Here is a 20,844-nt window from a genome sequence, read left to right as displayed (position 1 = left end):
CTAGCCCTCCTGCAGGCGGTTGAGGTAGCGCAGGTAGAACTGCGCGGCGATCGTGACCACGATCACCATCAAGATGCCGTAGGCGGACGCGAGGCCGGTGTCGAAGCCGAAGAACGCGACCTTGTAGACGTTGAACGACAGCGTCTCCGTGGTGCCGCCCGGGCCGCCGCCCGTGAGGATGTAGACCAGGTCGAAGAGCCGGAAGGCCTCGATCGCGCGGAACATGATCGCGATCAGCAGCAGCGGCCAGACCAGCGGGAAGGTGATCCGACGGAACTTGAACCACTCGGAGGCACGATCGATCTCGGCCGCCTCGTAGAGGTACTTCGGGACCGCCGTCAGGCCCGCGAGGGCGATCAGCATGATGAACGGGGTCCACTGCCAGGTGTCGACGATGACCAGCGAGAACAGCGCGAGCCGCTGCTGGGTGAGCCACTCGACGCGGCCGAAGCCGAGGCTGTCGAGGAACGAGTTGACGACGCCGAACTGCACGTCGAGCATGAACTTCCAGAACAGGCCGACGACGATCGGCGAGAGCATCATCGGGATCAGGAACAGCGTGGTGATCGCTCCGCGGCCCTTGACACGCCGCGAGATGAGGAAGGCGATCGTGAACCCGAGGATGGTCTGCAAGCCGACGGCGCCGAGCACGAAGATGAGAGTCGTGAGCGCGCGGGCGTGGACGACCGGGGACGTCAGGACCTCGACGTAGTTGTCGACGCCGATGAAGCCCCAGCCCGTGTCGCGTGTGGCTGAGTAGTCCGTGAACGACAGGCCGAGCAACCAGAGCAGCGGCCAGATCGAGAGGAACACGAGCAGCGCCAGCGCGGGCGAGATGAACAGGAAGCTGAGCTTGCGGTCCGTGAGGAACGCGAAGCGCTTCGCCGCGGGTGGCGCCTCCAGGCGCTCCGCCTTGGCGGAGGTCTGGGGCGGTGTTTGAAGCGTGTTGGCCATTGCTTAGGGTCCGGCGCGAGGCAGGCCGGCCGCCCGGAGGCGGCCGGCCTGGAATTCGCTAGTGGCGGCTAGAGACCGCCGCTCTCGTCGAGGATCTTCTGCTCGTCCTTGGCCAACTTGTCCAGCGCCGCCTCGGGCTGCTGGGTGCCGGAGATGGCGGCGTTGACCTGCGTCGAATGGACGTTGAGGAGCTTCGCGTACTCGGGCAGGTTCCAGAAGTCCTTCAGCTGGGAGACCGAGTCCGTGAACACCTTGTTGTACGGCGTCGCCTCGAGGAAGTCGGGCGAGTTGAGGACGTCGTTGCGGGCCGGGACGCCGCCGAGCTGCGCCCACTTCTTCTGGGCCTCAGGCGTCTGGAACCACTTGATGAAGTTCAGCGCCTCGGCCTGCTTCTCGGCCGGGATGTACTTCGAGACGTGCAGGCCCATGCCGCCGAGCGGCTTCTTGTCCGTGACCTGCTTGGGCAGCGGCGCGAAGGCCAGCTTGTCGAGGATCTCCTCCTTCGTCTTGCCCAGCTCCGAGGAGGCCGGGTCGAGGAGGCCGCCCATGGCGGCGATCCACTGGAAGCCGACGCACACCTTGCCCTGCGAGATGGCGGCGTTGACCTCGTCGATGAACCAGTTGCTGGAGCCCTTGGGCGTCAGCGGGACCATCTGGTTGACGAGGACGTCCATCGCCTTCTTGCCGGCGGCGTCGTTGATGACGCCGTCGATCTTCTTGTCCTGCTGGTTCCACAGCTCGCCGCCGTAGAGCGCGTTCATGACGTTGTACGTCACGGCCGCGGCGTCGCCGGTGCCGGCCTGGTGGAACGCGAGGCCGCTCATGCCCTTGTTCTCGTCCTGGCACTTCTTGGCCGCGGCGATCATGTCCTCCCACGTGGCGGGAGGCGTGTCGCCCATGAGGTCCTTGCGCCAGATCATCGACCACGTGTCGCCCAGGAGCGGAAGACCGTAGGTCTTGGCGTCCGGGTCGGCCTTGCCCGTGGTGTTCTGCGGGTACTGGCCGTACGCCGCGAGGAAGTACGGGTCGTACTGCGACGTGTCGATGTTCTCCTTGACGAAGTCCGTCAAGTCGAGGATCGAGCCGTTGTCGACGGCCTCACCGATGTTCTGGGAGTCCAGGATCGGCAGGTCGAAGTTCGTCTTGCGTGCCGCGAACTGGGTGAAGATCGCGTCGTGCCACTGCGGGTTGGGCACGGTGTTGACCTTGACCGTCACGTTCGGACGGGTCTTCGTGTACTCCTTGCCCAGCTCTTCGAGCGCCTTGGCGGGCGGCCAGTCAAACCAGATGAACGTCAGGTCCATCGGCTTGTCGGACAGCGCCGACGCTGCCTGCTTGGCGGGCGCCTTGTCGGCGTCACCGCCGGAACCACCATCATCGCCGCCGCACGCGGCAAGCGTGACGGCCGCGGCCATCGCGGTCAGCGATGCCGAGACCGCAAATCTCCCCTTCATTGCTCCTCCTCCACGAGGGTTGGTCCTTCAACCTGCTCCGAATAAACGGCGGGCACTACGAACCTTGCACGAGGCTTGCAAAAACCTACGCGGTTCTTGCATTCGTTGTCAACTGTATTCGCAATTTCTTGCATCGGCCTGTGAAGTGTCATACAGTCAGACCATGGTCTTGGCCCCTGAACGGTCCCAGTTCCCCGTGCTCGATCCGGCCGACGGGTCCGTGATCGAGACCGTCCACGCGGCCACTCCCGAGGACGGCCTCGCCGCAGTCGACGCGGCGGCCGCCGCCGCGGCCGGTTGGGCCGCGCGCGCACCGCGCGAGCGCGCCGAGATCCTGCGCCGCGCGTTCGACCACATGACCGAGCGCCTCGACGACGTGGCGCACCTGATCGTGCGCGAGATGGGCAAGCCGTTCGCGGAGGCCCGCGGCGAAGCCGCCTACGCCGCCGAGTTCCTGCGCTGGTTCTCGGAAGAGGCGGTGCGCCTCAACGGCGACTTCGGGACCGCCCCCGCGGGCACGAACCGGATGCTCGTGCAGCACGCGCCGATCGGCGTGTCGCTGCTGATCACGCCCTGGAACTTCCCGGCGGCGATGGCCACGCGCAAGATCGGCCCCGCTCTGGCCGCCGGCTGCACAGTCGTGCTCAAGCCCGCCGAGGAGACGCCGCTGACGGCGATCCTGGTCGCCGAGATCCTGCGCGAGGCCGGCGTGCCCGAGGGCGTCGTGAACGTTGTCACGACGGACGAGCCCGGCCCGCTCACCCAGGCCATCCTCGCGGACCCGCGTGTGCGCAAGCTGAGTTTCACCGGCTCCACCGCCGTCGGCCGCCACCTGCTCGCCGTCGCGTCCGAGAACGTGATCAGCACGTCGATGGAGCTGGGCGGCAACGCGCCGTTCCTCGTGCTCGAGGACGCTGACCTGGAGGTCGCGGTGGCGCAGGCGATGGCCGCCAAGATGCGCAACGGCGGCGAGGCCTGCACGGCCGCGAATCGGTTTCTCGTGCACGAGTCCGTCGCCGAGCCGTTCACGGAGCGGCTCACCGCGGCGATGCAGGCGGTCAAGGTCGGGCAGGGCTTCGAGCCCGGCGCGGAGCTCGGCCCGCTGATCAACGCGGCCGCGCGCGAGAAGGTCGAGCGCCTGGTGGCCGAGGCCGTCGACCGTGGCGCGCGCGTGCGCTGCGGCGGCGAGCGCCTCCCCGGGCCCGGCTACTTCTACCCGCCGACGGTGCTCGACCGGGTCCAGCCCGGCAGCGAGCTGCTGCGCGAGGAGATCTTCGGCCCGGTCGCGCCCGTGATGACGTTCGCCGACGAAGCCGAGGCGATCCGCCTGGCCAACGACACCGAGTACGGGCTCGTGGCCTTCGTCTGCAGCCGCGACCTGCGGCGGGCGATGGCGGTGGGTGAGGCGATCGAGACCGGCATGGTCGGTCTCAACCGAGGCGTGGTCTCCGACCCCGCCGCCCCGTTCGGTGGCGCCAAGCAGAGCGGCCTCGGCCGCGAGGGCGGACACCACGGATTGCTCGAGTTCCTCGAGCCCAAGTACTTTGCCTTCGACTGAGAACCTTTCAGGTTCTTGCAGCAACAAACAGGGAGAGGAGAGCCAACGTGTCGCAGCAGAAGGTCCTGGTCCTCGTCGGTGACGCCGCCGAGGAGCTCGACGCCATGTACCCGATCTACCGCATCCGCGAGGCGGGCTACGACGCGGTCGTAGCGGCGCTGACCACCCGTGAGGTGCAGCTGGTCATCCACGACTTCGACCCGAACTCGGACGCGTACACCGAGAAGGACGGCCGCAAGCTGCCCGTCGACATCGCGTTCAAGGACGTCGACCCGACGGAGTACGTCGGCCTCGTCATCCCCGGCGGTCGCGCGCCCGAGTACATCCGCCTCGACGACGACGTGCGTCGGATCACGGAGTACTTCTTCGAGAAGGACCTGCCGGTCGGCACGATCTGCCACGGCCCGCAGGTGCCCGCCGTCTACGGCCTGCTCAAGGGCCGCAAGACCGCCGCTTTCCCGCCCCTGCACGGCGACATGCGCAACGCCGGCGCCGAGATCGTCGACGCTCCGGACGTCGTCGACGGCAACATGGTCTCCTGCCGGGGCTGGCCGGACATGCCCGAGTGGTCGCGCGCGTTCATGAACGTGCTCGAGCACGCCGCCGTCCCGGCCTAGCGACGTCACCATGGTCCCCGTCCTGTTGTTGCACGGCTCCGGGCCGGGGACCACAGGCGCGGCCTGGAAGCCGCTCGTCGAGGCTCTCGACGAGCGGTTCGAGGTCGTCGCGCCTGACCTTCCCGGCTTCGGGAACGCGCCCGCGGCGCCGATCGAGGAATGGGCTGATCGTCTCGCACCTGACAACCCGTGCGTGATCATCGGCAACTCGGCCGGCGGCGCGATCGCGCTCAAGCTCGCCGCCCGCGGGCTGGCCACCAAGGTGGTGGCCGTCGGCTCGATGGGCTTTCCGATGCCGCTTCCGCCCGCGCTCGAGCAGCTGTGGTCGACCGGCCCGACGGAGGCCGAGGCCCGCTCGCTGCTGCGGCTGATCTTCCACGATCCGCCGGGCGAGGAGGCCGTCGCCGCGCGCCTGGAGGCCATGCGCGCGCAACCGCACTACCTGGATCTGTTCCCCGCCCCGCGCCAGCGCTGGGTCGACGCGCTCTCGCTCACACCCGGAGAGCTCGCGGGGATCGACGTCCCGGTGCTGCTGATCCACGGCGCGAACGACCAGATCGTCCCGCCCGCCACCAGCCTTGTCCCGCTGTTGCACACCCTGCCCGACGTCCGGGCGCATCTCTTCGGCCGCTGCGGCCATGCCTCGCCGCAGGAGCACACCGCCGAGTTCAACCGCTTAGTCCTCAGCTTCTTGGAGCCCTGAAATGACTCCCTTCGCCGTTCTGCGCGCGCCCTCCCAGGTCCTGTTCGGGACCGGGATGGCCGAGGCCACCGGCCGGGTCGCCGCCACCTACGGCCGCCGCGTGCTGCTGATCACCGACCCGATCATCGCCGGCACGCCCGGGTTCGGCACGGTCGAGACGGCGCTGCGCGCCGCGGGGCTGGACGTCGCCGTGTCGACGGACGCCGAGGTCGACGTGCCGTCCACGTCCGTCGACGCGACCGTCGCGCTCGGGCTTGAGACGCAGCCCGACGTCGTGGTCGCCGTCGGCGGCGGCAGCGTGATCGACCTCGCCAAGGTCACGGCGCTGCTGCTCGCCCACGGCGGCAAGCTGTCGGACTACTACACGGTGAACTCCGTGCCGGGTCCGATCCTGCCGCTGATCGCGCTTCCGACCACCGCCGGCACGGGCTCCGAGGCCACCCCGGTCGCCGTGATCACCGATCCCGACACCCAGATGAAGATGGGCGTCGCGAGCTCGCACCTGATCCCGCGCGACGCGATCTGCGACCCGATGCTCACGCTCGGCGCCCCGGCGACCGTCACGGCGCACTCCGGCATCGACGCGCTCTCGCACGCGATCGAGGGCTACATGGCCGCCGCCAACGAGCCGACCGCCGACCTCGTGCTGAGCCGCCCGCAGATCGGCAAGAACGGTCTCAGCGACACGCTCGCGCTCAGCGCCGCCGGCCACATCGCCGCCAACCTCGAGCGCGTCGTCCAGAACGGCGACGACCTGGAGGCGCGCTCCGGGATGCTCTACGGCAGCCTGCTGGCGGGCATCGCGTTCGGCAACTCCGGGGTCTCGACGGCGCACGCGCTCCAGTTCGCCGTCGGCGCCGCCACCCACACCTCGCACGGCCTCGGCACCGGCCTGCTCCTCCCCTACGTGATGGAGTTCAACCGCCCCGCGCGGCCGGATGACCTGAGCGCGCTCGCGATCGCGATGGACAGCCCGGGCGACGTCGTCGAGCATGTGCACGCGCTCGGCCAGCGGATCGGCCTGCCGGCCTCGCTGGCCGCGATCGGGATCGAGCATGACGCGCTGCGCGGCATGGCCGAGGCCTCGATCGGCTTCAAGCGCCTGGTCGACAACAACCCGCGGCCGCTGGACGTGCCCGCGCTGGAGCGGATCCTCGACGCGGCCTGGCATGGCCAGCCCGCGCGCCTGAGCGAGGAAGCGGCCTCAGTCGGTTAGGTCGTGGACGGCACGGTCGAGGTGCGCGGTCATGCGCGCCTCGGCCTCGGCCACGTCGCCGCGTTCGATCACGGCCAGCAGGTCCCGGTGCTCGGCGCCCAGCGCCGCGGGTGACGCCCACGACGGACGCAGCTGCGCGATGCAGAGGCGGATCTCGCCGCTCATCGACAGGTAGAGGCGCTCCAGGCGGGGGCTGCCGACCGCGCGGGCCAGCGCACCGTGGAAGCCCATGTCGGCGTCCACGACCGCGCTCCACGGCGAGTCCGTCCGGAGCTCCGTCAGCGGCCCGAGGGCGGCGTGCACCTCGTCCAGCGACCCTCCGCGCGTGAGCAGCTCACGCACGATCAGGCGCTCGATCGGGATGCGGACGCTGAAGAGGTCCAGCACCTCCTCGCGCGAGAGCAGCGGCACGAACGCGCTGCGGTTGCGCTCGCGCTTGAGCAGGCCCTCGTGGCACAGCGTCTGGATGGCGGCGCGCACGGTGGGACGCGCGACGCCGAACTCGCGGGTCAGATCGGCCTCGGGCAACGGCTGCCCGGGCTCGATGGCGCCGTCAAGGATCTTCTCGCGGAGCGAGACCACGACCGCTTCGGTCGTCGAGATCGGGGTGACGGCAAGACCGCTCATCAGGCGGCCATGAGCGTACCTACCCGGGCGGCGCAATGGACCAGTGCCCGCACGCGGGCCTCGGATTCGGCGCCGGATTCCTCCCGGCGCCAGCCTCGCTCGGCGGCGAGCTGGTCGAACGCGCGCGCCCAACCGAGGTCACCCGCGAGGTCGCTGACGCGCCGACGCAGGGCACGGCCACGATCCATCGGGCTCTCGCCGTTGTGCCGCGCAAGCTCGTAGACGACGGCTTCCACCGCCTGGGCCCAGCTCTCCTCCATGACGCGGGAGCCTAACTTGTCTGACAATCTGACACAAGGGATCGGCGCGCCCGTGTCGACGGTCAGCGCCTAAAGTGCGGTTGTCCTCGCGTCGATAGGTGGTCTATGTCCAACAGCACTCGGTTTGCCAGGGAGACGGACACGCGGAGTGCCGCCGCGGTCGTCGTCGCCCGCCAGCCGATCCTCGACCACGTCGAGCGCATCGTCGGCTTCGAGCTGCTGACGCCTCCTGAAGCCCACCCGCACGAGGCGACCGCGATCGTGCTCGCGCAGGCGATCGCGGACATCGGGCTGCACAAGCTCGTCGGGGACCGCCCGGCCCACGTCGACGTCACGCGCGAGTTCCTGCTGCTGGTCAACCCGCTGCCGCTGGACCCGCAGCGGGTCGTGCTGGAGCTCGCGGCCGACGAGCACGTCGACGACGAGCTGCTCGCGGTCCTGCGGGACGTGCGCGCGGCCGGCTTCCGGCTCGCGCTCGACGACTACCGCGAGGCGACCGCCTCCGACGCGCTGCTCGACCTCGCCGAGAGCGTGAAGATCGACGTCCGCGACCGCTCCGAGGATGAGATCGAGGGCGACGTGAACGCCGCCCGCGGGCGCGGGCTGAACGTGATCGCCGACGGCGTGCCCGACCGCCAGGTCTACGGCTTCTGCCGCGGGCTCGGGTTCGACGCCTTCCAGGGCCAGTACTTCGCCGAGCCGGTCGTGGTCCAGGGCGCGTCCGTCCCGACCTATCGCCTGCGCGCGTTGTCGATGCTCTCCGCGGGCGAGTCGGCCACGTTCGAGCAGCTCGAGCGTGTGATCGCGGAGGACCCCGGGCTCTCGCTCAAGCTCGTCAAGCTCGCCAACTCGGCCTTCTACGGGGGCCGCGCCCCGGTCGGCACCATCCGCCAGGCGCTGATGGCGCTGGGCACCACGACGGTCCGCCGCTGGGCGGCCCTGCTCGTTCTCGCCGGCATCAACGACCGCCCGAGCCACCTGCTCGAGACCGGCCTGCTCCGCGCGCGCCTCTGCGAGCTGGTGTCGGCGCGCACACCCGGCGCCGAGGCCGACCGCGGCTTCACGGTCGGCCTGTTCTCGGTCGTGGACGCGCTCCTGGGCCTGCGGATGCCCGACCTGCTGGCCGAGCTGCCGTTCGACGAGCGCACGACGCGCGCGCTCGCCGAGCGCGAAGGACCGGAGGGCAAGGTCCTCGCCGGGGTGCTCGCATACGAGGCCGGCGAGTTCGAGAAGTGCGTCGCCACCGGCGTCAGCCTGGTCGACATCGCGCACGCGTACGGCGAGGCGCTCGACTGGACCGACGGCGCTCTGGTCCAGCTTTCTAACTGAACGCGCCGGGACGGCTCGTTTAATACGAGCCATGTCCCAGCCGCGCAGCGTCAAAATCGGAGACAACGAGCGAGGCGGCTGGTCTTCGGACCGTCCGCGTAAGGCGGGCGAGGCCGAGCGTCCGCCGCGCCAGCAGGACGTGTCGGTGCGCGGCCGCGTGCTCTCCCCCACGTTCCGCATGCGCTACAACCCGGGCTCGCTCCTGGTGATCGTCTGCGCGGATCCCGCGCTGCGCGCGAAGTTCGTCGCGCGCGTGATCGAGGAGCAGAGCACCGTCTTCTCGCTCGACAAGGTCAAGGCGCTGCTGGCGGGCAAGGTCGCCGCCGAGGAGATCGACGCCAAGGCGCAGACGCTGCTCGACGCCGCCGTGGCCAAGCGGTTCGCCGCGGGCGCCTCGGTCGTCGTTCCGGTCGAGGGGCTCAGCGCCGAGGAGCGCGAGCGCTACGTCCGTGCCGCCGCCGCGCATCGGCGCGCCCGCCACATCATCCTCGTCGAGGCCGGCAAGGACTCCGTGGCCGAGGAGGACCGCGCGCCGCTGACCGACCTGCGCAACCGCCTGGACGCGGGCGAGCTCGGCCAGGAGGGCTTCATGACCTCGCTGCGCCTGGGCGGACGCAACGTCGAGGAGCTCAAGAAGATCATCTTCGCGCCGCCGCCAGCGGACGACTGAGCCGACCTGGACGAAAGGCGTGGAGCCAACTCCACGCCTCCCGTGTGTACATCACGCAGCTCTCACGTCAACCTCACGACTTGGAGGAGCAGGTCTTTTACCGAGGGAGGGTTGATGGGACTGAAGGTTCGAGGTCTCGTCGCGGGCGCGTTGACGCTGGCGACGTTGGGCCTGGGAGTCGGCACGGCTCAGGCGCAGGGGCCGACGGTGACCGTGGGCGCCGACGGCAAGACGGCACCGGTGTTCGACTACACGCAGGCGGTGCGTGAGCGGGTGTTCATCCCGGTGGCCGGCACCGACACCGACAGCGACGGCGTGACGGACCGGATCGCGATCGACATCGTCCGCCCGAAGGAGTCCGGTCCGGCGGTCAAGGTCCCCGCGATCATCGACCCGAGCCCGTACTACACGTCCAACGGGCGTGGCAACGAGGCGCAGCGCATCATCACGAACGCCAACGGGACGCTGGACCGCTTCCCGCTCTTCTACGACAACTACTTCGTGCCGCGCGGCTACGCGTTCATCGCGGCGCACTCGCTCGGCACCGCGTTCTCGACGGGCTGCGTCTGGCACGGCGGCCCGACCGACATCGCCGGCTTCAAGGCCGTCGTCGACTGGCTCAACGGGCGCGTCCCGGGCTACACGACGGTCGACGGCACCGTGCCCTCCACCGCCACGTGGCACAACGGCTCCTCGGCCATGATCGGCAAGTCCTACGACGGCACGTTCGCCAACGGCACGGCCGCGACGGGCGTCGAAGGCCTCAAGACGATCGTCCCGATCAGCGCGATCTCCGCTTGGTACAACTACTCGCGCACCGCGGGCATCCGCCACAACAACAACTACCCGAGCGGGCTCTCGAGCGGCATCGCCGGCGTCAACGCCGACACCGGCCTGCGTCCGCCGATGGTGCAGACGCCGGACGGACCGGTCACACGCCAGGTCTTCTGCGCTCCCGTCCGCGCCCAGCAGGACGCGCTCGACGGCGACGAGCACGGCGACATCAACGAGTTCTGGCGCGATCGCGACCACAACAAGGACGCCGACAAGGTCAAGGCCTCGGTCTTCATCGTCCACGGCTTCCAGGACGACAACGTCCGCATGGACCACGTCGGCCTCTGGTACAAGGCGCTGAAGGCCAACAACGTCCGGACGAAGATGTGGCTGCTGCGCGCGGGGCACACCGATCCGTTCGAGCAGCGTCGCGCCGAGTGGGTCGACACCCTGCACCGCTGGTTCGACCAGGAGCTGCACGGCATCAACAACGGCATCGGCGCCGAGCCGTCGGTCACGATCGAGGATGAGCCGAACGTGTGGAAGAACTACACGTCGTGGCCGATCCCCGGCACGCAGACCACCGACGTGTACCTGCGCGGCGGCTCGAGCCACGACGGCGCGGGCACGCTCGGCGGCGTCGCCGGTGGCGGCACGGCCGACACGCTGACGTTCCAGAACACGGGCGCGAACGTCAGCGAGGCCACGCTGATGGCCTCGCCTGAAGGCCAGCAGACGAACCGCCGCGTGTTCATCTCACCGCCGCTCACGAAGGACGTGCGCCTGTCGGGCACGGCGGTCCTGAACCTGCGCGCCGCCCTCGGCACCACGCAGAGCAACCTCTCGGCGGTCGTCGCCGAGATCGGTCCGACGATCCAGACCTCGCGCACGGGCGACGGCGTCCAGAACGGCACGAAGCGCACCTGCTGGGGCGCGACCAGCACCGACAACAACGCGTGCCCGACGCTCGGTGCCGAGTGCACGACGGCGGGCATCGGCGTCGACAACGCGTGCTATCTCGAGGTCGACAAGCGCGTCAACGTCCCGCCGGCCGCGCCGATCAACGAGTGGCGCGTCACGCGTGGCACGCTGGACTCGCGGCAGAAGGACACGTACTGGTACACGCCGAACTTCGAGGCGGTCCCGGGCGCGTTCAACGACTACGACATCCCGCTGCAGCCGACGGAGCACATCTTCAAGGCCGGCAACCGGATCTCGATCATCGTGACGGCGAACCTGTACGGCCAGGGCGCGTCGGCGAGCCTCGGCCTTCCGTCCGCGATCTCCGCGGCGCAGCCGATCACGATCGACACGCGGCGCTCGAAGATCACGCTTCCGCTGGTCGGCGGCGCGCAGACCCTGGTCGAGTCGGGGACGTTCACCGACCCGCAGGGCACGGTCGGCGGCACGGTCCCGGCGACGCTGAGCCTCACGCTCGGCGCCCCGGCGGCGTTCCCGACGTTCACGCCGGGCGTCACCCGTGACTACGCGGCGACCACCGACGCCACCGTGACCAGCACGGCCGGCAACGCGACGCTGTCCGTGTCCGAGCCGGGCTTCCTCACCAACGGCGCGTTCTCACTCGCCGAGCCGCTGCGCGTCGAGTTCGCGAAGAGCACGTGGAACGGCCCCACCTCGTCCGAGAAGGTGGGCATCACGTTCAAGCAGCTCATCAAGGACAAGGATCCCCTCCGGACGGGCTCCTACAGCAAGACCGTCACGTTCACGCTGAGCACCACTCAGCCCTAGCTCATCTCCCGCTCGTCCGCCGGTTGCGAAGCGCTGCTTCGCGGCCGGCGGACGTTGAGAGATCCCCACGCCCTGTGGACAAAATGTCTAGGGCGGATCCGCTTACGACCCCTTAACGTTGCCCCCAAGCCGTCATCGGAGGACGGCACTGGGTCTAACAGCCGGAGGGCAAATGAGGATTGGGGTGAAAGGGCTCGCCGCGAGTGGTTTGACGCTGGCGATGCTCGCACTCGGGGCAGGCGCCGCGCAGGCGCAGACCCCGCAGTTGGAGAACGGCAAGACCAAGGCCGTGTACGACTACAAGACGGCGATCCGCGAGCGCGTGCTCATTCCGCAGCCCGGCATCGACGTCGACCGCAACGGCAAGATGGACTACGTGACGGCGGACGTCATCCGCCCGGCCGCGTCGTCGGCGACGAACAAGATGCCGGCGATCATCGATCCGAGCCCGTACTACGTCACGAGCTGCCGCGGCAACGAGGCGCAGTGCATGTCGGACTGGAACAACGACAACGTCAACGACCGCTGGCCGCTGTTCTACGACAACTACTTCCTTCCGCGCGGCTACGCCTACGTGCTCGCGCAGATGAACGGCACGGGCTACACCGAGGAAGGCTGCCCGATGCACGGCGGCCCGACCGACATCGCCGGCGAGAAGTCCGTCGTCGATTGGCTCAACGGCCGTGTCGTCGCCTACAAGCCGAAGGCCGGCACGTCCACGACGCCCGACCTCGACGCGCCCGTCGTCGCCGACTGGCACAACGGCTCGTCCGCGATGATCGGCAAGTCCTACGACGGCACGCTGTCCAACGGCGTCGCCGCCACGGGCGTCGAAGGCCTCAAGACGATCGTCCCGATCTCGGCCATCTCCGCTTGGTACAACTACTCGCGCCGCGGCGGCATCCGCCAGAACTCGAACTACCCCGGCGGCAGCCTGAACCCCGGCATCACGTACCCGGGCACCGCTCCGAGCGGCCACGCCGGCGGCATCAACCTGCCCAACCGCCGTGGTTCCGCCGCCGCCCCGACGGCCTGCTGGAACGTCAACCAGGAGATCAACAACGACGCCAACGAGGACACCGGCGACGGTGACTCGCACGGCGACATCAACAAGTTCTGGAACGACCGTGACTACGTCAAGGACGCGAGCAAGGTCAAGGCCGCCGTCTTCGCCACGCACGGCTTCCAGGACGACAACGTGAAGATGGACCACATGGCGATGTGGTGGGACGCGCTCGGCAAGAACAACGTCCCGCGCAAGCTGTGGCTCCTGCGCGCCGGCCACGAGGATCCGTTCGACTCGCGTCGCGCGGAGTGGGTCGACACGCTGCACCGCTGGTTCGACCACTACCTCTACGGCGTCGACAACGGCATCGAGAAGGAGCCGGCGGTCTCGATCGAGGACGAGTCCAAGGTCTGGAAGGACTACGCCAGCTGGCCGATCCCCGGCACGCAGAACGTGGACCTGTTCCTGCGCGCCACCAGCGACCCGGCCGCGGCCGGCACGCTCGGCGGCAAGGCCGGCGGCGGCGCCGCCGACTCGCTCGGCTACACCGCGCTGACCACCACGAACGAGAACGCGCTGATGAACTCCCCGACGGGCTCGCAGGCCAACCGCCGCGTGTTCCTGTCGGGCCCGTTGAAGGCCGACCTGCGCCTCTCCGGCACCGCGATCGCCGACCTGGCGGCCTCGATCGGCGCGACGCAGACGAACTTCAGCGTCATCGTCGGCGACTACGGCGTCCTGAACGCCGACGGCACGCGCCAGGCGTTCCGCCAGGTCTCGCGCACGAACGACGAGGGCCTGGCCACCCAGACGCGCCGCTCCTGCTGGGGCGACGCGGGCCTGAACGCGGTCACGGGCGAGGCCGGCACGCCGTGCGAGACCCTCGGCGCCGCCTGCACCCTGCAGCCGCGTGAGGTCGACAACGCCTGCTACGCCGAGCTGGACCCGACGTTCACCGACGGGACGCAGTGGCGCGTCACGCGCGGCGTCCGTGACTCGACGAACCGCGACTCGCTCGTCTTCGGCGACCCGGCCGTCAAGCCGGTCACGATCGGCGAGAAGTTCCGCGTCCCGGTCGTGACGATGGCCACCGAGCACATCTTCAAGGCCGGCCATCAGGTCGCGATCATCGTCGGCGGCACCAACACCAGCGACGTCAACGGCACCGGCAACAACAACGTCGCCGTCACGCTGGACACGCGTACGTCGAAGGTCACGCTGCCGCTCGTCGGTGGCTACGCCGCCGCCGCCAAGGCGGGCCTGACGGACGCCGAGACGGAGGCCCCGACGCTGGGCGCCGTCCCGGCCGACATCGCCACCGCCACGACGGACAAGACCGGCACGACGGTCAGCTACACGCTGCCCACCGCCACCGACAACGAGGATCCGAACCCGGTCGTCACGTGCGACCCGGCCTCGGGCTCCAAGTTCGCCGTCGGCACGACCACGGTCACCTGCGTCGCCAAGGACGCGAACGGCAACACCTCGGCGCCGAAGACCTTCAAGGTCGTCGTCCGCCAGGACGTGCCGGTCACCGCCCCGGTCGGCGGCTCCGTCCCGGCCACGCTGGCGCTCACGCTCGGCGCCCCGGCGCAGCTCGGCTCGTTCGTGCCCGGCGTGAACCAGACGTACCTGGGCACGACCGAGGCGACCGTCACCTCGACGGCCGGCGACGCGCTCCTGAGCGTGGCCGACACGTCCACGGTGGGCACCGGTCACCTGGTCAACGGCGCGTTCGTCCTGCCGGAGCCGCTGCAGCTCCGCGCGCGCAACGCCGCCAACACCGGCACCGCGTACAACAACGTCGGCTCCCTGCTGAACCTCCTCAGCTGGAGCGCGCCGGTCGCCAACGACAAGGTCAACCTCGAGTTCTCGCAGCTCGTGAAGGCCAACGATCCGCTGCGCACGGGCACGTACAGCAAGTCGCTGACGTTCACCCTGTCGACGACGCAGCCGTAGTCGACACCGCCTAAAACGGCCTGACGAGGGCGCCCTCCGGGGCGCCCTCGCTCGTTCTGTAGAGATTTCCCAGCGACTTCTCTAAAGTAAGCGACTGATGAAGGGTAAGAGGACATCGGGTGGGGATAACCCCCTGTCGGACGGCTCTCGACCCTACCTGCGGTCTGGTGGCTCCACGGCTGTGAACGGATGGAGGCGCGCGTAATTTCATGTGCATGCTCGCCGCCACGACCTTCCGCCCCACAAGCGCGCTGCGGCTGCCCTTCTCCCGCCGGGCCCGCCTGCAGATCGGGCTCTTCCTGCTCGCGTACGCCGTCTACACGGTCGCCCGCTTCTTCACGATCGGCGACCTCGCGGACGCGACGCAGAACGCGCACTGGATCGTCGCCCTGCAGAACGCGGTCGGCGTCGGCGTGGAGTCCTCGGTGCAGAACGCGGTCGACGGCACGTGGGTGCTGTGGGTCCTCAACCGCCTGTACCTGCTCGCGCAGCTCGGCGTGATCCCGGCGGTCCTGATCTTCCTCTACAACCGGTCGTGGGCGATCTACGCGACGCTGCGCAACACGATCCTGGCGACGTGGCTGCTGTCGGTGCCGGTCTACGGCCTGTTCCCGGTCGCGCCGCCGCGGCTCGCGGGCATCGGGATCCAGGACACGATCAGCTCCCAGACCGGCGTGAGCCTGACGTCGAACTTCTCGACGAGCTTCTTCAACGAGCTCGCCGCGGTGCCGTCGCTGCACGTGGGCTTCGCCGTCGCGATCGGCTTCGCCCTCTTCGCCGCGCTCAAGAACCCGATCCTGCGGGCGCTCGCGCTGCTCTGGGGCCCGGTCGTCGCGCTGGCCGTCGTGGCCACGGGCAACCACTTCGTGTTCGACGCGGTGGCCGGGATCGCGGCCGCGGTCGCCGGCTACGGCTTGGCGCTGATGGCGGCGCGGATCCGCATCAAGCGGCCGACGCCCGCCAGCCTCGGCCCGGCGTTCGCCGAGGCCTGAGCGGCGCACAGCACGAGCGCGAGCGCGGTGCCGACCACGGTCAGCACCGTGCTCGTCCCGACGAAGAACGCGGCGAGCTCGGCCGGCGGCACGTAGGTGCCCGTGACCGGGCCGAACGTGGCGGCGAGGATCGCGACGCCGGTGCCGACGCTCGCGGGCGAGAACGGCACGAGCCGTCCCCCGCACTGCGCGAAGGTGACGAGCAGGACGGCCGCGAACGTCGCCGGCAGGTGGAAGGCGGCGAGGAAGCAGCCCAGCGCGGCGAGCCGGCAGACGCGGCTGAGCAGCTGCCAGGGCAGCACGTGGCGTGCGTAGGTGCGCGGGTGCTTGAGCGGCTCGCAGCCCGCCTTCGCACGGGCGAAGAAGCGGCAGACCTTGGCGCTGCGGCGGGCGAGCAGCGCCGCGCCGACGAGCGCGAGCACGGCGGCCGCGGCGTAGAGGCCGAGCGTGGCGCTCGGCGCCGCGTCCGGGCCGACGCCGATCGCGAGCGCCAGCGCGAGCAGGGCCAGCCCCAGCGCCGTCTCCCCCGCGGTCTCGGCGACGAGCGTGCCGGTGAGGAACGCGCGGTTGCCCCGCCCGTCCATCCGGCGCGCGAGCAGCAGGACGCGCACGGCGTCGCCCCCGCGCGCGGACACGATCCCGCCCGCCCCGGCGCCGGCGACCCAGGCGGTGACGACGTCCCGCATGCGCGGCGGCCGCTCGGCCGCGCCGTTGACGATCGCGAACCAGCCGGTGCCACGCGCCACCTGGTTGGCGAGGTGCAGCAGCACGCCCAGCACGAGCCACCCCGCCGACACGCCGGCGACGGCCTCGACCAGGCCCGCCACGGCACGCTCCAGAGCGCTCACCACGTCGGGCATCTCTGGCCAAGGGTACCCGCGAACCTCAACGTCCAGGACGTTTAAGTTTCGCGGCGGTGTCGATCTGGCCCGATCCCGTTCGTGTAGTGGGTGAAACGATGCCCAAGGAGGCCTTGTCATGACCCAGTACGCGTTGATCGTCCACCAGCCCGACGGAGAGCCGCCCGCCGACATCGACTTCGAGGCGATGGGCCGCGAGCTCGCCGCGCTCCAGCAGGAGATGGAGAGCGCCGGCGCATGGGTGTTCGCGGGCGGCCTGGCGCCCGCGAGCACCGCGACCGTCCTGCGGGCATCCGACGGCGAGGTGCTGATGACCGACGGTCCCTACCCCGAGGGGCACGAGCACATCGGCGGGCTGACGATCATCGAGGCCGAGGATCTCGACGCCGCGCTCGAGTGGGGGCGCAAGTCGGCGCGGATCATCGGCCTGCCGATCGAGGTGCGACCGTTCCAGGGGTGAACGTCGAAGATGCCTTCCGCGCCGAGCACGGGCGCGCGGTGGCGGTCCTGGTCGGCGTCTTCGGCGACATCGACGTCGCCGAGGAAGCGGTCCAGGAGGCGTTCGTCGTCGCGCTCGAGCGCTGGCCGGCCGACGGCGTCCCGCCGAGCCCGGCCGGCTGGATCATCACCACGGCGCGCCGGCGGGCGATCGACCGGCTGCGGCGCGAGGCGTCGCGAGACGACCGGCAGGCCCAGGCGGCGCTGCTCGCTGCGCAGCGTGCCGGTGCTCACGAGGAGGTCGGTCCCGTGCAGGACGACCGGCTGCGCCTGATCTTCACCTGCTGCCACCCGTCGCTGGGCATGCCGGCGCGGGTGGCGCTCACCCTGCGGCTGCTGGGCGGGCTGAGCACCGCGGAGATCGCGCGCGCGTTCCTCGTCCCGGAGGGGACCATGGCCCAGCGGCTCGTGCGCGCGAAGGGCAAGATCCGCGACGCGCGGATCCCGTACCGCGTGCCGCGCGAGGCCGACCTGCCGGAACGGCTGAAGGCCGTCCTCGCCGTGGTCTACCTGGTCTTCAACCAGGGCTACGTCGGGCCGCGTCACGGGCTGTGCGACGAGGCGATCCGGCTCGGCCGCGCGCTCGTGGAGCTGATGCCCGACGAGCCCGAGCCCGCGGGGCTGCTCGCGCTGATGCTGCTCGTGCACTCGCGGCGGGCGGCCCGCGACGGCGGCGTGCTGCTGCGCGACCAGGACCGTGCGCTGTGGGACGCCGCGATGATCGCCGAGGGCCAGGCGCTGGTGCGGCGGCTCCTCGCCCGCAACCAGCCCGGGCCCTACCAGATCCAGGCGGCGATCAACGCGGTGCACAGCGAGGGGGTGACCGACTGGCGGCAGGTCGTCGCGCTGTATGACCAGCTGCTGCGGTTCACGCCGACGCCGGTCGTCGCGTTGCACCGCGCGGTGGCGGTGGCCGAGGTGTCGGGGCCGGCCGCGGCGCTGGCGGTGGTCGACGAGCTCGAGCTCGAGACCTACCACCTCTTCCACGCCGTGCGGGCGGACCTGCTGCGGCGGCTGGGCCGCCGTGCGGAGGCACGAGACGCCTACTCGGCCGCGCTTCCCCTGACGGAGAGCGAGACCGAGCAGGCGTTGATCCGGCGCCGGCTCGAGGAGCTGGCTACTTCTTCGTGACCTTGAACTTCACGGTCTTCGCCACGCCCTTGTTGCCGGCGGCGTCGATCGGGGTGACGATCGCGCGGTAGTCACCGGCGGCGAGCTTCTTCTTGGGCAGGGCGACCTTGCCCGGGCCCGCGCCGACCGCCACCTTGAACGAGGCCACCTTGGTGACGAGCGTGCACTTCTTGCCCTTCTTGCCACCGGCCTTGCACTTCTTGCCGGACTTGCGGCCGGCCTTCAGGCGCTCGTACTGGACGGACAGGGAGCCGGCCTCGGAGAGGTTGACCTTCAGCGTGAGCGGCTTGCCGGTCTTGATCTTCGCCGCGACCGCGCTGGCCGAGCCGAGCACCGGGGCGATCGTGTCGCCCGGCTGAGACCCGCCGCCGCCGTTGCCGCCGCCGTTGCCGCCGCCGTTGCCGCCACCGCCGCCGCCGTTGCCGCCGCCACCGTTGCCGCCGCCGCCATTGCCGCCGCCGTTCTGCTGCTCGACGATCGGCTCGTTCGTCACCACGTCGCTGAGCGGGGTGAGCGCGTAGATCGCGTCCGGCTTCTTGTTGGCGGCGTTGGAGTCGACCGTGATCTCGACGCGCATGCGCTTGCCGAGGTCGGCGGCCTTGAGCACGTACGACGGGGTCTTGTCGCTGAGCGTCTCGCAGCTGCTGCCGTCGGCGTCGCAACGCTGCCAGCGGCGTTCGAAGCGCGTGCCGGGGTAGGCCCAGGTGCCGACGCCGGAGATGAGCGTGTGGCCGACGTAGGCCGTGCCCGTGATCGTCGGCGCGCTCGTCTGCTTCGGGTTCGGGGCGACGACCTCGTTCGTCTGCCCCATCTGGCCGAGGGTCTTGGAGCCGTCGGCGTTCGTGCCGGTCACGGCGGCACGCAGCGTCGTTCCGACGTCGCTGTCGGTCAGCGTGTAGGTCTTGCCGTTCGCCTCTTCGATCCTGACGCAGCTCGCGCCCTGCAGGTTGCAGCGGAACCACTGGACCGAGGTGGAGGTCGCGCTCGGGTTGAACAGCCACCCCTGCGCCGTGAGGGTCGTGCCCGGCTGCGGGGTTCCACCGGCGGGGGTGATCGACCCCGTGTTCGACTGGGTCTCACCCGGCAGCTTGCTGGGGTTCCCGAGAGTCAGGCCGGTCGGGTTCGTGTAGGCGACAGCCGCGGTGCCCGTCGGGAAGTCGTTCTCGGCGGTGACCTTCAGCCGGTACTTGCGGTCCTTGGCGGGGATGACGAACGTGGGGTCCGTCGCACCGGGGATGTCGCCGTCGTCGCACGTCCCGTCCGTGCAGTCCTGCCACTGGTAGCTGAACTCGATCGTCGGCGTGCCCGTCCAGGAGCCGTTCGACAGCAGCTCGAGCTTGGAGCCGGCTTCGAGCGTGCTCGCCTTCAGGGTCGGCTTGGTGCCGGTGAAGATCGGCGGCACGAGCGTGAGCGCGTAGCCGCCACCGCCCGAGCTGCCCGCGATCAGCGTGCCCGGCGTGTTGATGTAGCTGACCAGGCCCCAGATGATCGGCTTGTCGAGGCCGGTCGTCGTCAGCTTGCGCCACTTGACCTTGCCCGGCAGCGGCGAGTTGTCGGTCTGCATGGCCCAGACGCCGTTGTCGGTGCCGGCGTAGATGCGCTTGGTCTGGATGCCGGTGAACTGGGTGATGGCGCGGACGGTGCCGCCTTCCATGTCGTACGGCCCGGCCTCGCCGTTGATGCTGTGCCACGTCAGCCCGGCGTTGATCGAGCGGAAGAGGCCGCCGGAGCCGGCCGCGTAGTAGGTGTTCGGGTACGTGTCGTCGGCCCAGGCGCGCAGCGTGACGCCGGTGATGCCGTCGTTGGACAGCGTCCAGGTGGAGCCGAAGTCGGCGGAGATGTAGATGCCGCTCTGCGTCGCCGCGTAGACGAGCGCGCCGTTGTCCTTGAACGACCCGAGGCTCCACACCGTCTCGGACTTGACCATGCCGTTGCCGGGCGCCGGCGGCTTCCAGGTCGCGCCGCCGTCGAAGGACTTGTAGACGCCGCCGCTGGCGACGCCCGCGAGCATCGGGCTGCCGGGCAGCGCCGCGGTGAGGACGGTCTGCACGGCCTGGTTGAGCTTCGTCGGGTTCTTCGGGTCCGCCTCGGGACCCTGGGCGACCGGCTGGAAGCCGCCGCCCGTGTTCTTGAAGAGCCCGGCGGACGTGCCGGCGTAGACGGTCGTGCCGCTCGTGAAGACGGAGCGGACGTCCTTGGCGCCGGGGATGTTCTCCAGGCCGGTGTTGTAGGGCGTCCACGTCACGCCGTTGTTGACCGAGCGCATCACGCCCCCGGCCTCGGTGGCGGCGTACATCGTGGACGGAGGCGTGCCCGTGGCGTACTCACGGACGAACGAGGCCCCGTTGGACCCGTTCAGGCCCGGGAGGCCCAGCCAGTTGGCGTCGGCCGCCGGAGCGGCGGCGAATGTAAGCAGTGTCGAAACGGCGAGCGTCGTCAGGAGGGGGCGATGGCGCATGGCCGGGGAAGCTACGGACCGCCCGGTCC

At 70.2% G+C, this 20,844-nt stretch carries 17 protein-coding genes; 11 read left to right on the top strand and 6 right to left on the bottom strand.

The window, feature by feature from the left end; genetic code table 11:
- Together C8N24_RS23445 and C8N24_RS23440 are read right to left on the bottom strand one after the other, a co-directional pair.
- On the bottom strand, positions 1-954 hold the full coding sequence (locus C8N24_RS23445; protein ID WP_121254701.1) for a carbohydrate ABC transporter permease: 954 nt from the start codon (positions 952-954) through the stop codon (positions 1-3).
- A 68-nt stretch (positions 955-1,022) separates the two neighbouring features.
- Positions 1,023-2,408 (bottom strand): extracellular solute-binding protein, encoded by a 1,386-nt coding sequence (locus C8N24_RS23440; RefSeq protein ID WP_121254699.1) that lies wholly within the window; start codon positions 2,406-2,408, stop codon positions 1,023-1,025.
- Positions 2,409-2,571: 163 nt separating this feature from the next.
- On the opposite strand from C8N24_RS23440, the gene C8N24_RS23435 reads away from it, so the two are divergent.
- The 4 genes from C8N24_RS23435 to C8N24_RS23420 are packed head-to-tail and all read left to right on the top strand — an operon-like array spanning position 2,572 to position 6,502.
- Positions 2,572-3,966, top strand: coding sequence for an NAD-dependent succinate-semialdehyde dehydrogenase (locus C8N24_RS23435; protein WP_121254697.1), 1,395 nt, complete (start codon positions 2,572-2,574; stop codon positions 3,964-3,966).
- Positions 3,967-4,013: 47 nt separating this feature from the next.
- A complete protein-coding gene (locus tag C8N24_RS23430; protein WP_211340121.1) occupies positions 4,014-4,583 on the top strand; it encodes a DJ-1/PfpI/YhbO family deglycase/protease in 570 nt (189 codons plus the stop codon).
- A gap of 10 nt (positions 4,584-4,593) precedes the next feature.
- Entirely contained in the window at positions 4,594-5,286 is a 693-nt protein-coding gene (locus C8N24_RS23425) for an alpha/beta fold hydrolase (protein WP_121254695.1), read from the top strand.
- Position 5,287: 1 nt separating this feature from the next.
- Positions 5,288-6,502: an iron-containing alcohol dehydrogenase gene (locus tag C8N24_RS23420; protein ID WP_121254693.1), complete on the top strand. Its 1,215-nt coding sequence runs from the start codon at positions 5,288-5,290 to the stop codon at positions 6,500-6,502.
- Here C8N24_RS23420 and C8N24_RS23415 read toward each other — a convergent pair.
- Complete coding sequence (locus tag C8N24_RS23415) at positions 6,491-7,129, bottom strand: GntR family transcriptional regulator (protein WP_121254691.1); 639 nt, start codon at positions 7,127-7,129, stop codon at positions 6,491-6,493. The genes C8N24_RS23420 and C8N24_RS23415 overlap by 12 nt on opposite strands.
- Positions 7,129-7,389 carry a hypothetical protein gene (locus C8N24_RS23410; RefSeq protein WP_121254689.1) on the bottom strand — a complete coding sequence of 87 codons (261 nt, stop codon included), beginning with the start codon at positions 7,387-7,389 and terminating at the stop codon, positions 7,129-7,131. Before C8N24_RS23410 ends, C8N24_RS23415 begins: the two co-directional genes overlap by 1 nt.
- A 105-nt stretch (positions 7,390-7,494) precedes the next feature.
- On the opposite strand from C8N24_RS23410, the gene C8N24_RS23405 reads away from it, so the two are divergent.
- The 5 genes from C8N24_RS23405 (at position 7,495) to C8N24_RS23385 (ending at position 15,868) form a co-directional block, all read left to right on the top strand.
- Positions 7,495-8,718 (top strand): EAL and HDOD domain-containing protein, encoded by a 1,224-nt coding sequence (locus C8N24_RS23405; protein WP_121254687.1) that lies wholly within the window; start codon positions 7,495-7,497, stop codon positions 8,716-8,718.
- A gap of 31 nt (positions 8,719-8,749) precedes the next feature.
- Positions 8,750-9,388, top strand: coding sequence for a hypothetical protein (locus tag C8N24_RS23400; protein ID WP_121254685.1), 639 nt, complete (start codon positions 8,750-8,752; stop codon positions 9,386-9,388).
- 114 nt (positions 9,389-9,502) lie between these two features.
- Positions 9,503-11,911 carry a CocE/NonD family hydrolase gene (locus tag C8N24_RS23395; RefSeq protein WP_147447948.1) on the top strand — a complete coding sequence of 803 codons (2,409 nt, stop codon included), beginning with the start codon at positions 9,503-9,505 and terminating at the stop codon, positions 11,909-11,911.
- Positions 11,912-12,095: 184 nt separating this feature from the next.
- Positions 12,096-14,876 carry a CocE/NonD family hydrolase gene (locus tag C8N24_RS23390; protein ID WP_170179352.1) on the top strand — a complete coding sequence of 927 codons (2,781 nt, stop codon included), beginning with the start codon at positions 12,096-12,098 and terminating at the stop codon, positions 14,874-14,876.
- Positions 14,877-15,091: 215 nt separating this feature from the next.
- Positions 15,092-15,868, top strand: a complete 777-nt coding sequence (locus C8N24_RS23385; protein ID WP_170179351.1) for a phosphatase PAP2 family protein — start codon at positions 15,092-15,094, stop codon at positions 15,866-15,868.
- Here the strand turns inward: C8N24_RS23385 and C8N24_RS23380 are convergent.
- Complete coding sequence (locus C8N24_RS23380) at positions 15,784-16,728, bottom strand: lysylphosphatidylglycerol synthase domain-containing protein (protein WP_170179350.1); 945 nt, start codon at positions 16,726-16,728, stop codon at positions 15,784-15,786. The genes C8N24_RS23385 and C8N24_RS23380 overlap by 85 nt on opposite strands.
- Positions 16,729-16,846: 118 nt before the next feature.
- Between C8N24_RS23380 and C8N24_RS34770 the strand changes: the two genes are divergently transcribed.
- Together C8N24_RS34770 and C8N24_RS23375 are read left to right on the top strand one after the other, a co-directional pair.
- A complete protein-coding gene (locus tag C8N24_RS34770; protein ID WP_211340120.1) occupies positions 16,847-17,188 on the top strand; it encodes a YciI family protein in 342 nt (113 codons plus the stop codon).
- Positions 17,185-18,357, top strand: a complete 1,173-nt coding sequence (locus tag C8N24_RS23375; RefSeq protein WP_211340119.1) for an RNA polymerase sigma factor — start codon at positions 17,185-17,187, stop codon at positions 18,355-18,357. Before C8N24_RS34770 ends, C8N24_RS23375 begins: the two co-directional genes overlap by 4 nt.
- Here C8N24_RS23375 and C8N24_RS23370 read toward each other — a convergent pair.
- A complete protein-coding gene (locus tag C8N24_RS23370) occupies positions 18,344-20,815 on the bottom strand; it encodes a WD40/YVTN/BNR-like repeat-containing protein (RefSeq protein ID WP_121254672.1) in 2,472 nt (823 codons plus the stop codon). The genes C8N24_RS23375 and C8N24_RS23370 overlap by 14 nt on opposite strands.
- Between the last annotated feature and the right edge of the window lie 29 nt (positions 20,816-20,844).

Origin of the sequence: Solirubrobacter pauli (genome assembly GCF_003633755.1) — a bacterium.
Taxonomy (GTDB): domain Bacteria; phylum Actinomycetota; class Thermoleophilia; order Solirubrobacterales; family Solirubrobacteraceae; genus Solirubrobacter; species Solirubrobacter pauli.
The sequence above is the reverse complement of the archived record's forward strand: the minus strand, read 5'-3'. Positions and strand labels throughout refer to the sequence as shown.

Excerpts from the sequence above, each read along its gene's own strand:
- C8N24_RS23445 (WP_121254701.1), bottom strand. The coding sequence starts at position 954 with ATGGCCAACACGCTTCAAACACCGCCCCAGACCTCCGCCAAGGCGGAG.
- C8N24_RS23440 (WP_121254699.1), bottom strand. The coding sequence starts at position 2,408 with ATGAAGGGGAGATTTGCGGTCTCGGCATCGCTGACCGCGATGGCCGCG.
- C8N24_RS23435 (WP_121254697.1), top strand. The coding sequence starts at position 2,572 with ATGGTCTTGGCCCCTGAACGGTCCCAGTTCCCCGTGCTCGATCCGGCC.
- C8N24_RS23425 (WP_121254695.1), top strand. The coding sequence starts at position 4,594 with ATGGTCCCCGTCCTGTTGTTGCACGGCTCCGGGCCGGGGACCACAGGC.
- C8N24_RS23420 (WP_121254693.1), top strand. The coding sequence starts at position 5,288 with ATGACTCCCTTCGCCGTTCTGCGCGCGCCCTCCCAGGTCCTGTTCGGG.
- C8N24_RS23415 (WP_121254691.1), bottom strand. The coding sequence starts at position 7,129 with ATGAGCGGTCTTGCCGTCACCCCGATCTCGACGACCGAAGCGGTCGTG.
- C8N24_RS23410 (WP_121254689.1), bottom strand. The coding sequence starts at position 7,389 with ATGGAGGAGAGCTGGGCCCAGGCGGTGGAAGCCGTCGTCTACGAGCTT.
- C8N24_RS23405 (WP_121254687.1), top strand. The coding sequence starts at position 7,495 with ATGTCCAACAGCACTCGGTTTGCCAGGGAGACGGACACGCGGAGTGCC.
- C8N24_RS23400 (WP_121254685.1), top strand. The coding sequence starts at position 8,750 with ATGTCCCAGCCGCGCAGCGTCAAAATCGGAGACAACGAGCGAGGCGGC.
- C8N24_RS23395 (WP_147447948.1), top strand. The coding sequence starts at position 9,503 with ATGGGACTGAAGGTTCGAGGTCTCGTCGCGGGCGCGTTGACGCTGGCG.
- C8N24_RS23385 (WP_170179351.1), top strand. The coding sequence starts at position 15,092 with ATGCTCGCCGCCACGACCTTCCGCCCCACAAGCGCGCTGCGGCTGCCC.
- C8N24_RS23380 (WP_170179350.1), bottom strand. The coding sequence starts at position 16,728 with ATGCCCGACGTGGTGAGCGCTCTGGAGCGTGCCGTGGCGGGCCTGGTC.
- C8N24_RS34770 (WP_211340120.1), top strand. The coding sequence starts at position 16,847 with ATGACCCAGTACGCGTTGATCGTCCACCAGCCCGACGGAGAGCCGCCC.
- C8N24_RS23370 (WP_121254672.1), bottom strand. The coding sequence starts at position 20,815 with ATGCGCCATCGCCCCCTCCTGACGACGCTCGCCGTTTCGACACTGCTT.